Raw genomic sequence first — 13392 nt, 5'->3', positions numbered from 1 at the left:
GAATCGCTGTCTTTGCAACGAAATGACTGGGTTCCGCCAGCGAAACCAGTTCCAACGCGCACGCCCGATTTTGGTTTCAATTGGTTGAAACGATGATGAGGAACCATATTGATGAACGGCAGTTAAATGGGGCGGAATGAACAGGAGGGGACGACCTGTGAACTTGATCGTCGTTTCAAATCGCGTCGCCCGCGGCAAACCCAACGAACCGATGACGGGCGGCCTTGCGGCGGCATTGCTTCCCGTGGTGGAACATTCTGGTGCGATCTGGGTCGGTTCCTCCGGCCGGGTGCGTGATGGCCATCAGAAGGAGCCGTTCGCCGAGATCGAGGCGCTCGGGACAGGCGCGATTGCGACGCTGGATCTGCCGGCGGCCCATTACGGCGGATACTACGAAGGCTTTGCCAATTCGGCGCTGTGGCCGGCGCTGCATTCGCGCAGCGACCTGATCCGCGTCTCGCGCGAGGACTATGTCAGCTATCGCGAGGTCAACGCCTTCATGGCGCGCGCCTTGATGCGTTTCCGCAAAGCCCGGACTGCGTTCTGGGTTCAGGACTATCATTTCCTCGCGCTCGGTGCCGAACTGCGCGAGCTCGGCGTCGATGATCCCATCGGCTTCTTCCTGCATACGCCGTGGCCCGTCACTGCTGTGATGCAGGGCGTGCCCAACCATCGCGAGCTGATCACCGCGATGCTGGCCTATGATCTGCTCGGCTTCCAGACCGAGGAAGATCGGCAGAACTTCCTCGGCTATGTCGGCGGCGAGCTCGGCCTCACCATCGAGGACGGGGTCGTGGTCTCGCAGCATGGGCGCACGCGCTGTGAAGTGTTCCCGATCGGCATCGATGCGGAGAAGTTCGCCGCCTATGCGGCGAAGTCGGCCTCGCATCCGGATGTGTCGCGCCTGCGCCGCAGCCTCAACGGCGAGCGCCTCGCGATCGGCGTCGACCGGCTCGACTATTCCAAGGGTCTCGTCAACCGCATCAGCGCATTCGACCGGCTCTGGACCGAGCAGCCGCAATTTGCTCGCAGCATCTCGCTGCTCCAGATCGCCAATCCCTCGCGCGGCGGCATCGAGGCCTATGGCAATCTCCAGAACGAGGTCGCGCGCCTCGTCACCGACGTCAACGGCCGCCACGGCGAGGTCGACTGGACGCCGATCCGCTATTTGAACAAAGGCTTCAGCCAGGCCGTGCTCGCCGGTCTCTACCGCACCGCGCAGGTCGGTGTGGTGACGCCGCTGCACGACGGCATGAACCTCGTCGCCAAGGAATACGTCGCCGCGCAAAACCCCGCCGATCCCGGCGTGCTGGTGCTGTCGAAGTTCGCCGGCGCCGCCAACGAGCTCGACGCTGCGCTGCTGGTCAATCCGCACGATATCGACGGCATGGCCCGCGCGGTCGCGGTCGCGGCATCCATGCCGCTCACCGAGCGCAAGATGCGCTGGGACGCGATGATGAAGAAGCTGCGCGGCCACACCATCCAGCAATGGTCCGCCGATTTCGTCGCCGAGCTCGAGAAGTGCCGCACCGAGAAGGCCGCCGTGGCGCCGCTCGCGGCCCAGCCGCCGCAGGCGCTGCGCTGGTTGAAGTCGGCGATCTCAGGCGTGCGGTTGATCTAGTTCATCTCCCTCTCCCCGTTCTTACGGGGAGAGAGTTGGGGTGAGGGGCTCTCTCCATACCTGATATCTATCGAGAGACCTGTACCCCCTCACCCGGATTGCATCTACGATGCAATCCGACCTCTCCCCGCAAGCGGGCAGAGGTGAAAAACGACCCCTCAATAGCAATACGACACGCCGTCCAGGATCGCGCATTGCCGCTTGTTCGGCGCGTTCGGATCGTCCAGCGGCACCACGCCCTTGCCCTGACCGACAAACACGCCGGTCCCGACATGCACCGAGCTCTTGTTGCCGATGATCACACTCTGATGCGGCGTCGAGCTGGAGCGCGTTCCGTCCGGCCAGAGGATGGCATCGCCCGAAAGCACCCCGCGCCGGCCGTCGTCGCAGCTGACGTCGACCCCCTGCCAGGTGCAGACCTGTGCCAGGGCCGGCGCGGCAAGGGCGGAGCCGAGGGTCGAAATCAGGCCAAGGGCGGCGATGGTGTTGCGGATGGTCATGGCGTCCCCGGTCGTGTGTGGCGGCTTGCCGTGAATCGTCGCGCCAGAGCCGCCCGCGGTTCAGCCCCGCGGCCGCTCCAGTTACCCGTGGAGCCGGATATTGTGCTGTAAATACAATAAGTTGCGGAAAAATCGCCCGATATCTCCGCGATCCCTTGCAAAATCGTCGGCGCCCCTTCAAGAGAGGGCGCTCCGGAGAGATGGCCGAGTGGCTTAAGGCGCACGCTTGGAAAGCGTGTGTGCGGGAAACCGTACCGTGGGTTCGAATCCCACTCTCTCCGCCACCCGCTCAATCAATCGCGCCGGCTTATTTGCCTTCGGGGCCAGCAATCGTCGCCAAGCGTCCGAGCAGGGCCGCCTCGGCCCCGGAAGTCAGACGGTAGCCTTCCGCCATCTCGACGATGTCGCCGCGGGCGACGCATCCGTCCCACCAGTCCCTCACAAAGCCCTCGGCGTACCCGCGCGTGTTGAAGCCGTAAGGTTCGGTGACAAGGTCGAAAGCGATCATCAGCTCGAAACAAGGCGAGTCGTAGGAGGTGCCGGTCTCGGGACGGCCCAAGAAAGCTTCGAAGGATCTGGCCGTACAAAGGCTCGAATAAAGCCAGAACATCAGCCCATACATGAGGTGCGACCGCTCGTCGTCGTGCAGGGCAAAGAAACCTTTCTCGTCCACGATCTGGCGGGCCAAGCTGCGCAACATTCGCTCGCCGTGCGGCAGACGGTCGCCGACGGCGGCCAAGGCTCGCACCACGATTGGCGATAACGTTCCCCGCTCGACGGTCGCGATCGCAGCGGCTCGATCCTCCTCAGCAGTGTCGTACTCGGACTCCTCGACCAAGCCGCGAATGAAGGTCTCGAAGTCTGGCGCGACGACGACGATACGGTAGTCATCCTCCTGGTCGACGTACACGACCTGCGGCTCGCCCCGCTTTCCGCAGGTCCGGTAGTCCAGCATGATCAGTTCGTGGCCGCCGGCCGGCGTGTCGGCGATTCCAACGCCAATCGGCGGGTAGCCCCATTCCTCGATCATGAACTTGGCGCCAAACTTCCCGGCGAGTGAATATGTGGAGGTACGGCCAAGAGCGAAGAGCCCCTCGATAGCCACGTGGTCCTCCGCCCAGCCTGTACGCTCCTTCATTGGATGGCAGTTGCGCTTGACCATTCCGCCATTGTGGCGCCGTGCGAGGTCGACATAGGCCGCCGGCAGCCGATACCCTCCGATTTCATGCTCAATGGAGGCGATGAGCTCGTCGGTCGGCGGAGGCTCGACATAGTTCTCCAGGGAATACGGACAGTCGTCCCAGAAGCCTTCGAAGTCGAAGTCGTCAAAGAGCCGTTTCGTCGCCATCTTCATTACCTCGTCATGTTACGAGGCGTGTCTAAGCGCCCAGTAGCCAGGACCGTTGATTGCCACCCTTCGGAATGAAAACAGCTTATACGTCAATCAGGATTGACTGACACTTTCTCCGGCATTTGCTGCCGCTCACAACGGTTTGGTTGCAGGCTCGAGTCCCACCGGAGCGGTCGAGGCGCTTAGTTGCTTTCATTGCTGGGCAGCGGCTTCATATTCGTGGGGTCATGCCCTCAGGAGCTTATTCCGTGCCGCAAGCGATCCTATCCGCGCAGAGCCGCCCCCTCCGTTCCCGTGCCGAGTTAGCCTCCATCATCATAAGCGCCTATGAGCGCATCGAGCGGGACCGGCACCGCAATTGCTGGATCTATGTGCGGCCCATGGAAGAAGCGCTGGCTGAGGTTGATGCCCTTGTGCAACGAGCGGAAGAGGGTGAAGTCCTGCCGCTCCTTGGCGTGCCATTCGGCGTCAAGGACAATATTGACGTTGAGGCCATGCCAACGACGGCAGCCTGTCCGTCATTCGAATATAGGGCTGCGCAATCGGCCAGATGCGTCGAGAAATTGGCGGCCGCGGGTGCGATCTGTCTTGGCAAAACCAACCTGGATCAGTTCGCAACCGGACTGTCCGGCGCCCGCTCCCCGTATGGCGCCTGTTCCAGTGCGGCGAACGATCTGTATGTCTCCGGCGGTTCGAGCTCCGGCTCGGCTGCTGCCGTAGCATCCGGCCATGTTGCCTTCGCTCTCGGCACAGATACCGGCGGCTCAGGCCGGATTCCCGCAGGTTTCAACGGAATCATCGGGATCAAGCCAACCGTCGGCCTCGTCTCGTCCCGGGGGCTTGTGCCGAACTGTCCGACACTCGATTGTCCCTCGATCTTCTGCAATTCCATTGCCGAGGGTCGAATTCTGCTCGGGTTGATCGAAGGATTCGACGACAGTGATCCCTATAGCCGTCGACGGATTGCCTCGCCCTCCCCATCTCCTCGCAAATTCCGGTTCGGCCAGGTCCCTGTCGATCGTCTCAATTCATTCGGCATGCCGGAATGCGATGACCTTTACAGGCAGGCCTGCACGAGGCTTTCGGGACTGGGAGGTCAATCCAGACAAATTGACTTCGCGCCTTTCGCCGAAGCCGGTGAAATGCTCTTTTCAGGTCCCTGGATTGCCGAACGTCATGCGGCGATCAGCAAGCTCCTGGACGTCGATCATGGAGACCTGCTTGACGTCATCCGCAACGTGCTGAGCGCAGCTGCCCGGTTTTCCGCAGCAGATGCGTTCGCTGCGCAACATCGACTTTTAAAGTTGCGACGCCAGATCCAAACGCTTTTCGAGGAGATCGATGTCCTGGTGGTACCGACCGCGCCACGCCCCTTCACGATCGCGGAGATGATGGAAGATCCCATCACGCTCAACAACCGCCTCGGTTACTACTCCTATTTTGCCAATCTCGTGGACTTGTGCGCGGTGTCGGTTCCCAACGGAACGCTCTGCAACGGCATGCCGATGGGTATCACTTTGCTGGCGCCTGCATGGCGCGACGATGTTGTTCTCGACCTTGCCGAGCGATGGCTGCCCGATCCGAAGGCCGGACTGTTCAATCTAAAAGTATACCCGAACGCCGTTTCCTAGACGACTTCGAGATCGAGCGCGCGCAGATTGAGGATCACAATCAGGCCCCGATGATAACGGATGACGCCTCTTGCCTGCATGCGGGAAAGCTGCACCGTCACCCATTGGCGGGTTGAGCCGATCAGATTGGCGAGATCACCATGCGTGAACGGGATTCCGATCACGATCTCGCGGCCCTGCTGCGAACCGTAGATCTTCGAGAGGAAAACCAACAGACGATGCAGCCGCTCGGTCACCGAGCGGGTCCCCAGCATTTGCGCCATGGCCGAGTAGCACCGTGCCTTGAAGGCGAGCGCATCCAGCAGTGCGACTGCGATACTTGCCGATTGAAGCGCCAGCGCGCGCAGGGCTGGGCCGGGCAAGAACGTCACTCGGCTTCGTTCCACTGCAACCGAAGACCATACGTGGGCACCAGTACCGAACAGATCGGGGCCGCCGACGAAATTGCCGGCGAACCAGTAGGCCAGCGTCACCTCGCGTCCGGAAGGCGCCGCGTAGTAGCTGCGAATACGCCCCTCTTCGATCAGATATATGCCGTTCTGAAGATCGCCCTGACGCCAGACATGCTTGCCTGCCGGCAGGACCTCCTCGCGGCCGATGGCGAGGACACGACGCCGGTCAGCCTCACACAACGGATCCAACAAGCTCGGCAGCGACCCGACCAGAGCATCCGATCCCGCCAGCATGATGCCGGTCGCATTCCTGAGACTTGCCGCTGACATCTGCTCGCTCCCCTGCCGCCGCGGGGAAAAACCATTCAAGAGCCATGCCAGACCTGTCGTCAGGCGCCTACGTCTTGATTTCCATCTGCTCGAAGGCTCTGCGGCCTTCCGAGCGGATCAGGTCAAGGCAATCCCGCTTGAGGGCGAGATAGGCGGCCTCCGCGACGATGGCGCTGGAGCGCGGCCGCGGCAGGCTCACCTGAAGATCCCTGAGGATGCGGCCAGGTCCGGCGCTCATGATCAGCACACGGTCAGAGAGAAGGATCGCTTCATCGATGTCGTGTGTGACGAAGACGATTGTTGCATTGATCCGCTCGCGGAGCTCGAGCAGATTGTCCTGCATGACCGCCCGGGTCTGCGCATCCAGCGCTCCGAACGGCTCGTCCATCAGCAGGACACTCGGCTGATTGGCGAGGGCACGGGCAATCGCAACCCGCTGCTGCATGCCTCCGGATAGCGTGTGCGGATATGCCGACGCAAATCTGGTCAGGCCGATCATCTCGATGAGGCCGTCGGCAATCCGCAGCGCCTCCGCTTTCGGCTTGCCGAGCGCGCGGGGCCCGTGCGCGATATTCCGGCGCACCGATTTCCACGGAAACAGATGTGGCTGCTGGAAGACCATTCCGATCTCGGGTCGTGGCTTGCGCATTGCTTCGCCGGCCATGAGCACCTGGCCTCCGAACGGCCGCTCGAGGCCGGCCATTGCATTCAGCAGCGTGGACTTGCCGCAGCCGGATGGACCGACGATCGAGACGAATTCCCCCTGGGCTACTGCCAGGGATACGCGGTCGACCGCGATGACCTGCCCGCTCGGCGCATCGAAGACGATGCTCAAATCCTCGACCCGGATGATCGCCTGACGCGCCGCGGCGGACGGCGGGTACGTATCCACGAGCCTGAGCGGCTGGTCTGGACGAAGCAGGCTCGGGATCATCGCCACCACACAGCACGTTCGGCAAGAATTGCGAAGGAACGGTCGGCGACGAAGGAAAGCAGCCCGAGAGCCGCCAGCCCGCCCATGACCTGACCCGTTTGCATGTTCTGTTGCGCAATTTCGATACGATAAACGATACCGGCGAACGCTCCTGCCAACTCGGCGGCGACCAGCGTGTAGAAGGAGATGCTCACCGCGGTTCGAAGACCGACCGTGATATAGGGCAGCGCGCCAAGAAGGACGATCTCCCACAGCATCTGCGGTTGCGGCGTGCCGAGCATCTGGGCGGCTCGGATAAGTCCGCGGTCGACTTTCTGCACCCCGATGTGGGTCGCGAGCCATACCGTGAAGAACACGCCCCAAACGACCAGGAAAAGCTTGCCTGTTTCCGAGAGGCCAAACCAAAGGATGACGATCGGCACGAAGGCTATGGGAGGAATTGGGCGAAGGATGTGAAACAAGGGCGAAAGCAGGCTGGACACCAGCCGAAACCGGCCGGTCAGGATGCCGAGCACGATTCCGCCCGCGGCCCCGATGGCAAATCCCGCGGCCACGCGCGCGAGGCTCGCCATCAGGTCGGCGAAGAACTGTCCGCTGCGAATCCATTCGAGAACGGCAACGGCGACGGTCGATGGCGGCGGAAACAGCACGGTGTTCACGATGCCGGAGCGCGCAACCAGTTCCCACATGCCTGTGAAGGCGGGCACGGAGAGGACGGCGACCAGTACGCTCAGGCGTTCGGTCGCGCTGCTGCGTCTGCCGACGCTCACGGGCGTGCCCCCAGCGTGACGCGAGCTGGATCGAGCGCCTTCAGCGGCGCCGTCACCAGGACTTTCGTGAAATCGGGCATGCTCGCTCCAGGGGGATGATTGCCGGTCTCGAGCCGCCAGGCGGCATGGGTTTTCAGAGTCGTGAGAATCCTGTCGTCGAGGCGCACATGGTAGACGTAGTCCGTCCAGATCGACGCCAATTCATCGCGTTTCATCCCCGTCGCCGCTGCGATGACGTCGATTGCTTCACCCGGATTCGCCTTGAGCCAGCCCTCGGCTTCGATGAGGGACGCCAGGAACTTGCTGACGATCGCCGGGTTGGCGGCGAGGTAAGACTGCGTCACGACGATATTGAAGGTCTCCGAGTAGAGACCTTTGGTATCAAGCGGGATCGCGCCTTCGCCGAGAGCCTTCTTCGCATTCGCGACGTGCGGCTCCCAGGTGTCGAATGCGTCGATGCTGCCGGCCGCCATGGCAGGGAGCATCTCCTGCGGTCGCAGGTTGACGAGCGTCACGTCCTTCGACGTCAGGCCTGCCGCTCTCAACAGAACCGAGGTGTAGACTTCGCTGCCGGTTCCGGCCGTAAAGGCGATTCGCTTTCCACGCAGATCGGCCTTCGTTTTGATCCCGGCAGAAGCTGCGGTCATCGTCTTGAGATCCGAATATTCCATTCCCGCCACGAAGGCGATGGGCTGTTGCGCCATCGCGGCCGCCGTGACCGGCGCCTCGGCTGTTGTCGCGAAATCCGCCCCTCCCCCAAGCACCGTATCGAGGCACTGCTTCCCGCTGGTGAAATTGGAGACCGAGATGTCGAGCCCCTGCTTGGCGAAAATGCCTTTCGCATGGGCAACGATCGCCAGTCCCGAGATCGGCCCAAGATTCTGGGCGAGCCGCGCCTTCAGCAATTCCTCGGCTGTCGCACGCTCGGACGGCGTAAACAGGAAGGACGCAGATAGCACGAACACGGCGAACCGAAGTGCAGTTGTTGATCGCATGCCAAACCCCTGTGATGCCGGCGACCGGAGGTGATCGACCTTAACGACAGGATCGTCTGAAGATCGAAGACCATGAAGCAATTAATCGACAAGGCCCCGCTGTCCACTTTTGCGCAAGCAAAACAGCTTCCAACCGCGGTCGGAGCAATAAATTCATCAAGCTGCTCACACCTTGGGCGCAGCACGGCCTGCGGCAACGGCACTCTGCTGGCTTCCGCCAAGTCCTGATCTCGACTCAATCAGAACCGATCGGGCGTTCGGTACCGTTGCGTGCGCGGCGAAACCAGGCCCACGTCTGCCGCGTCACTGCGATGTAGCCCGGGCCCCGATAGACGATCTGATCGGCGACGATCCGGTTCAGTTTCGGCAGCGCATGGAAAGGAATCGAAGGATAGGCATGGTGCTCGACATGATAGGGCATGTTCCATGCGAACCAGCGCACGAACCTGGCGGTATAGGTGGTGCGGGTGTTCTGGAAGGCGCTGCGCGTGCGATCGCAGCCGGTGTGTTCGGCAAGCAGATACGGACGCAGAAACAATTGACCGACGATCACGGGGACCACCCAGACCCACAACAGGATCAAGGTGTGCAACGCGATCGATGCCAGCAACAGCGCGACGTAGCCTGCCAGATGGAGACGCGCTTCTGTCACGACAATGTGGCGTTTGCTTTCGGGAATCCAGGGTGACGTGGCGTTGCCGGTCAACGCATGGCGAAGCATCAGCCCCACCCGGAAGGCAACCTGCCGCAAGCCGCTGTACACGATCACCAACTGCGCGTCCGAGGTCGGGATTGGAACCGACAGCAGTTCCGGATCCCTCTTTGGATCCTGCGTGTACCGATGATGATCCCAGTGGAATAAGCAGTAATATTCGTAAGGCAAGCCGACCGCGAACGAGGAGAGATGGCCGAAGGCGAGATTAAGCGCCCGGCTGCGAAACGCCGTCTTGTGGGCGGTCTCGTGGACCACCATGAACAGGAACGCGACAAAGTAGCCTTGGACGACCACCAGCGGCAACGCCCAGACGATTCCGTATTGCGATGAGACCAGCCAGATCAGCGCGCCGACAACGACGATAACGCCGTAGTGGCTGGCCGCGCGGATCAGACCCTGCCAATCGGACCGCACCGACAACTCGCGCAGCATGGCCGGAGTCAGCGGCTTCTCTCCGGTGGCAGTGATGGCATTGCTCATGATCGTGGTCGCCTCTTTTTCGGAATCGCACACCGTGCTCGTGCGGACGCTGGAATTGGCCGAGCACAGGCCGACCCTAGGAAGCGCGGCCGCAATGCTGAAGCAATTTATTTCGCCGGCGTTGGCTCGCCCGGCATCCCTGGACTGACACTCTCCTCGCCAGCCTTCGCAAACGACGTTTGCGCAAGGCTGGCGCGCCGAAGCCCGCAGGGCGAAGGTGGACTCGGTGCCGTTTGCTTCGGCTCGGCAAGCCTGCCGGGGGCAAGCTTCTCCTGCGCCCTCCGCCGCCGCTTCACCCCACCAGCTTCCACTTCCCATCCCCGGTCCGCTTCAACGCGGGGTCGCTCACCCGCACGTGCTCGGCGAGGAAATCGATGAACGCGCGCACGCGTGCCGGGAGTGGGGCGGTGTGGCCGACATAGACGGCGTGGATGTCTTCGCGGTCGCCGGGGTTGTAGCCTTGCAGCACCGGGACGAGACGACCGGATTCGATATCGGGGCCGATGTGGAAGAGGGCGAGGCGCGCAAGACCGACGCCGCCGAGGCAGAGGCGGCGGGCGGCTTCGCCGTCGCTGGCGCGCGCGACCGGCGGGGGCAGGGCCTCCTCGGCGTGGTCGCCACGCCTGAACGGCCAGCCGCGGATGCTGCGTGGAAAGGTCCAGCCGATGCCGCGGTGGTCGGCGAGATCGGCCGGAATCTTCGGCATGCCGCAGCGGGCGAGATAGTCCGGCGCGCCGACCACGACCATGCGGCTGGTGCCGAGCTTTCGCGCGACCAGCCGCGAGGCGCGCAGCGGACCGACGCGGATGGCGACGTCCGCGCGCTCCTGCATCAGGTCGATCACCGTATCGGTCAGCACGAGATCGAGCGTGACGTCGGGATGCTGCGCCAGAAACCGCGGGATCAAGGGCATCACATGCAGCATGCCGAAGGGGATGTTGCAATTGACCGTAAGGCGGCCGCGCGGCGCCGCGCCTGAGGCCGCCTCGCGCTCGGCCTCCTCCATCTCGGCGAGGATGCGCAACGAGCGCTCGTAGAAGGCCTGGCCTTCCTCCGTCAGCGTCAGCCTGCGCGTGGTCCGGTTGACGAGCCGCGCACCGAGGCGCGTCTCCAGACGCGAGATCAGCTTGCTGACGCCCGACGGCGTCAGGCGCAGCTTTCGCGCGGCCGGGGTGAAGCCGCCGAGGTCGACGACACGGACGAAGACCTCCATCTCGGCGGAGCGGTTGGTGTCGAAACGGGCCATGTTGAATTCACGTCACAAATGATTGGATTGCGGACATTCTAATGGTTTGGCGGCAGCGCCGCTATCTGCGTGGCTCGTCTCATCCCTTGGAGCAACGCATGCCTCCTGCCGTCCTCGCGCTCACCGCCGGTGCCTTCGGCATCGGCACCACCGAATTCATCATCATGGGCCTGCTGCTGCAGGTTGCCGCCGACATGCACGTCTCGGTGCCGGTCGCAGGCCTGCTGATATCAGGCTATGCACTCGGCGTGTCCGTGGGGGCGCCAGTCCTCACGCTGGCGACGCGCAAAATGCCGCGGAAAACCGTGCTGCTGGCGCTGATGGCGATCTTCACGCTCGGAAATGCGGCTTGCGCGCTTGCACCCACTTACGAATTGCTGATGGCCGCGCGCGTGCTGACCTCGCTCGCGCACGGCACGTTCTTCGGCGTCGGCTCGGTGGTGGCCACCAGCCTCGTCGCCGAGGACAAGCGTGCGTCTGCGATCGCCACCATGTTCATCGGCCTGACGGTCGCGACGCTCCTGGGCGTGCCCTTCGGTGCCTGGCTCGGCCTGATGCTCGGCTGGCGCGCGGCGTTCTGGGCGGTGACTGTCATCGGCGTGATCGCGTTCGCAGTCGTCGCCGCGCTCGTCCCCGGCCATGTCGGCAATGGCGACAAGCCGATCTCGCTTGCCGAGGAAGTGGCCGTGCTCGGCCGTCCGCAGGTGCTGCTCGGTCTTGCCATGACCGTGTTCGGCTTCGCCGGACTGTTCGTCGTCTTCACCTATATCCAGCCGATCCTGACGCGCTTCACCGGCTTTTCGGAGGCTGCCGTCTCGCCGATCCTGCTGGTGTTCGGCGTCGGCCTTGGGATCGGCAATATCGCCGGCGGCAAGCTTGCGGACCGCGGCCTCGCACGGGCCCTGACCGGCACGCTCGCCGCGCTTGCGATCGTGCTGCTCGGCCTGGCGGCCGTGCTGTCGATCAAGATCCTGTCCGTCGCGCTGATCCTGCTACTCGGCACCGCCGCCTTCGCGACCGTCGCGCCGCTTCAGCTTCGCGTGCTGGAAGCCGCAGGTCCCAGCGGCCGGACGCTCGCCTCCAGCCTCAACATCGCCGCGTTCAATCTCGGCAACGCACTCGGCGCCTGGGTAGGCGGCGTCACTATCGACCGCGGGCTCGGCCTTTCGGCGCTGCCGCTGGTCGCGGCCGGCATCACCGTCATTGGCCTCGTTCTGGCGCTGTGGAGTCTCCGGCTCGATCCCGCGCCGGCAACCGTCGCGGCGTGCCCGGCGGAATAGGAGAGCGATCATGGAATACCGCAATCTCGGCGCTTCCGGGCTCAAAGTCCCCGTCCTCAGCTTCGGCACCGGCACGTTCGGCGGCCAGGGTCCGTTGTTTTCCGCCTGGGGCCGCAGCGGCACTGATGAAGCCCGCAGGCTGGTCGATATCTGCCTCGATGCCGGCGTCAATCTGTTCGACAGCGCCGATGTCTATTCGAACGGCGCCTCCGAGGAGATCCTCGGTGCCGCGATCAAGGGGCGCCGCGACAAGGTGCTGATCTCGACCAAGATGAGCCTGCCGATGGGCGACGGTCCGCTCGATGCCGGCTCGTCGCGGCAGCGGCTGCTTGCCTCGGTCGATGCGGCGCTAGGACGGCTCGGCACTGACCATATCGATCTGCTTCAGCTCCACGCCTTCGACGCGTTCACGCCGATCGAGGAGGTGCTGTCCACGCTCGATATGCTCGTGCGCGCCGGTAAGCTGCGCTATGTCGGCGTCTCCAATTTCGCCGGCTGGCAGCTGATGAAGTCGCTCGCGATCGCGGACCGGCATGGCTGGCCGCGCTATGTCGCGCACCAGGTCTATTACTCGCTGCTCGGGCGCGACTATGAATGGGAGTTGATGCCGCTCGCGCGCGATCAGGGCGTCGGCGCTCTGGTCTGGAGCCCGCTGGGCTGGGGCCGGCTCACCGGAAAGATCCGGCGCGGCCAGCCGCTGCCGCAAGGAAGCCGCCTGCATGCCACCGCACAGTTCGGTCCGCCCGTGGACGATGCGCGCCTCCACGCCGTCGTTGACGTGCTCGATGCGATTGCTGTGGAGACCGCTCGGACCGTGCCGCAGGTCGCGATTGCCTGGCTGCTGTCGCGTCCCACGGTCTCCTCCGTGATCATCGGGGCGCGCGACGAAGCGCAGCTGCGCGACAATCTCGGCGCCGTCGGCTGGTCGCTGAGCGCGGACCAGATCAAGCGGCTCGATGAGGTCAGCGCGGTGATGCCGCCTTATCCGTACTATCCCTATCGCATCCAGGAGGGCTTTGCGCGGCTCAATCCACCCTTGGTGTAGGAGCTCGCTCATAGACGGCTGCGATTGCGACAGAGCGTCGCGACAATGCGCCATGCAGAATCGCGCCTGTACAGGGTCCCGCGTCGTCCCTAACCTCCGCCG

General features: G+C 63.5%; 13 protein-coding genes and 1 tRNA gene. 6 read left to right on the top strand and 8 right to left on the bottom strand.

What is annotated here, in order from left to right:
• The first annotated feature begins 157 nt into the window (after positions 1-157).
• Positions 158-1621: a trehalose-6-phosphate synthase gene (locus ABIA40_RS28910; protein WP_271539765.1), complete on the top strand. Its 1464-nt coding sequence runs from the start codon at positions 158-160 to the stop codon at positions 1619-1621.
• 158 nt (positions 1622-1779) lie between these two features.
• On the opposite strand, the gene ABIA40_RS28905 is transcribed toward ABIA40_RS28910, so the two are convergent.
• Positions 1780-2121 (bottom strand): hypothetical protein, encoded by a 342-nt coding sequence (locus ABIA40_RS28905; RefSeq protein WP_271539764.1) that lies wholly within the window; start codon positions 2119-2121, stop codon positions 1780-1782.
• Between the two features lie 194 nt (positions 2122-2315).
• On the opposite strand from ABIA40_RS28905, the gene ABIA40_RS28900 reads away from it, so the two are divergent.
• Positions 2316-2405: transfer RNA gene (locus tag ABIA40_RS28900), tRNA-Ser, on the top strand.
• 23 nt (positions 2406-2428) lie between these two features.
• Here the strand turns inward: ABIA40_RS28900 and ABIA40_RS28895 are convergent.
• Positions 2429-3475 carry an SMI1/KNR4 family protein gene (locus tag ABIA40_RS28895; RefSeq protein ID WP_404544605.1) on the bottom strand — a complete coding sequence of 349 codons (1047 nt, stop codon included), beginning with the start codon at positions 3473-3475 and terminating at the stop codon, positions 2429-2431.
• Positions 3476-3720: 245 nt separating this feature from the next.
• Here ABIA40_RS28895 and atzF point away from each other — a divergent pair, with 245 nt between their 5' ends.
• Positions 3721-5103, top strand: a complete 1383-nt coding sequence (atzF, locus tag ABIA40_RS28890; RefSeq protein WP_404544602.1) for an allophanate hydrolase — start codon at positions 3721-3723, stop codon at positions 5101-5103.
• Here atzF and ABIA40_RS28885 read toward each other — a convergent pair.
• From ABIA40_RS28885 to ABIA40_RS28865, 5 genes are all read right to left on the bottom strand, one after another.
• Positions 5100-5789 (bottom strand): Crp/Fnr family transcriptional regulator, encoded by a 690-nt coding sequence (locus tag ABIA40_RS28885; protein ID WP_225129871.1) that lies wholly within the window; start codon positions 5787-5789, stop codon positions 5100-5102. The genes atzF and ABIA40_RS28885 overlap by 4 nt on opposite strands.
• A gap of 103 nt (positions 5790-5892) precedes the next feature.
• Complete coding sequence (locus ABIA40_RS28880) at positions 5893-6768, bottom strand: ABC transporter ATP-binding protein (RefSeq protein WP_404544599.1); 876 nt, start codon at positions 6766-6768, stop codon at positions 5893-5895.
• Entirely contained in the window at positions 6756-7529 is a 774-nt protein-coding gene (locus tag ABIA40_RS28875; protein ID WP_225189951.1) for an ABC transporter permease, read from the bottom strand. Before ABIA40_RS28875 ends, ABIA40_RS28880 begins: the two co-directional genes overlap by 13 nt.
• Positions 7526-8524, bottom strand: a complete 999-nt coding sequence (locus ABIA40_RS28870) for an ABC transporter substrate-binding protein (protein ID WP_404544596.1) — start codon at positions 8522-8524, stop codon at positions 7526-7528. Before ABIA40_RS28870 ends, ABIA40_RS28875 begins: the two co-directional genes overlap by 4 nt.
• Positions 8525-8759: 235 nt before the next feature.
• Positions 8760-9719: a fatty acid desaturase gene (locus ABIA40_RS28865; protein WP_275507721.1), complete on the bottom strand. Its 960-nt coding sequence runs from the start codon at positions 9717-9719 to the stop codon at positions 8760-8762.
• Here ABIA40_RS28865 and ABIA40_RS28860 point away from each other — a divergent pair.
• Positions 9706-9867: a hypothetical protein gene (locus ABIA40_RS28860; protein WP_404544594.1), complete on the top strand. Its 162-nt coding sequence runs from the start codon at positions 9706-9708 to the stop codon at positions 9865-9867. The genes ABIA40_RS28865 and ABIA40_RS28860 overlap by 14 nt on opposite strands.
• A 144-nt stretch (positions 9868-10011) precedes the next feature.
• Here the strand turns inward: ABIA40_RS28860 and ABIA40_RS28855 are convergent, their stop codons facing one another.
• Positions 10012-10965 carry a LysR family transcriptional regulator gene (locus tag ABIA40_RS28855; protein ID WP_404544592.1) on the bottom strand — a complete coding sequence of 318 codons (954 nt, stop codon included), beginning with the start codon at positions 10963-10965 and terminating at the stop codon, positions 10012-10014.
• Positions 10966-11063: 98 nt separating this feature from the next.
• Between ABIA40_RS28855 and ABIA40_RS28850 the strand changes: the two genes are divergently transcribed.
• Both ABIA40_RS28850 and ABIA40_RS28845 read left to right on the top strand, forming a co-directional pair.
• The gene (locus ABIA40_RS28850; protein WP_271539757.1) at positions 11064-12245 is read left to right on the top strand and encodes an MFS transporter; all 1182 of its coding nucleotides are present in this window, start codon (positions 11064-11066) and stop codon (positions 12243-12245) included.
• 10 nt (positions 12246-12255) lie between these two features.
• The gene (locus ABIA40_RS28845) at positions 12256-13290 is read left to right on the top strand and encodes an aldo/keto reductase (RefSeq protein ID WP_404544589.1); all 1035 of its coding nucleotides are present in this window, start codon (positions 12256-12258) and stop codon (positions 13288-13290) included.
• The last annotated feature ends 102 nt before the right edge of the window (positions 13291-13392 follow it).

It is taken from the genome of Bradyrhizobium sp. USDA 223 (assembly GCF_044909005.1).
In the GTDB taxonomy this organism is placed as follows: domain Bacteria; phylum Pseudomonadota; class Alphaproteobacteria; order Rhizobiales; family Xanthobacteraceae; genus Bradyrhizobium; species Bradyrhizobium yuanmingense.
This window is presented reverse-complemented; position numbering and strand designations above follow the sequence as displayed.

What these genes read in the sequence shown, in the direction of transcription:
- ABIA40_RS28905 (WP_271539764.1), bottom strand. Translation starts at nt 2,121, where the DNA reads ATGACCATCCGCAACACCATCGCCGCCCTTGGCCTGATTTCGACCCTC.
- ABIA40_RS28895 (WP_404544605.1), bottom strand. Translation starts at nt 3,475, where the DNA reads ATGAAGATGGCGACGAAACGGCTCTTTGACGACTTCGACTTCGAAGGC.
- ABIA40_RS28885 (WP_225129871.1), bottom strand. Translation starts at nt 5,789, where the DNA reads ATGCTGGCGGGATCGGATGCTCTGGTCGGGTCGCTGCCGAGCTTGTTG.
- ABIA40_RS28870 (WP_404544596.1), bottom strand. Translation starts at nt 8,524, where the DNA reads ATGCGATCAACAACTGCACTTCGGTTCGCCGTGTTCGTGCTATCTGCG.
- ABIA40_RS28860 (WP_404544594.1), top strand. Translation starts at nt 9,706, where the DNA reads ATGGCATTGCTCATGATCGTGGTCGCCTCTTTTTCGGAATCGCACACC.
- ABIA40_RS28865 (WP_275507721.1), bottom strand. Translation starts at nt 9,719, where the DNA reads ATGAGCAATGCCATCACTGCCACCGGAGAGAAGCCGCTGACTCCGGCC.
- ABIA40_RS28855 (WP_404544592.1), bottom strand. Translation starts at nt 10,965, where the DNA reads ATGGCCCGTTTCGACACCAACCGCTCCGCCGAGATGGAGGTCTTCGTC.
- ABIA40_RS28850 (WP_271539757.1), top strand. Translation starts at nt 11,064, where the DNA reads ATGCCTCCTGCCGTCCTCGCGCTCACCGCCGGTGCCTTCGGCATCGGC.
- ABIA40_RS28845 (WP_404544589.1), top strand. Translation starts at nt 12,256, where the DNA reads ATGGAATACCGCAATCTCGGCGCTTCCGGGCTCAAAGTCCCCGTCCTC.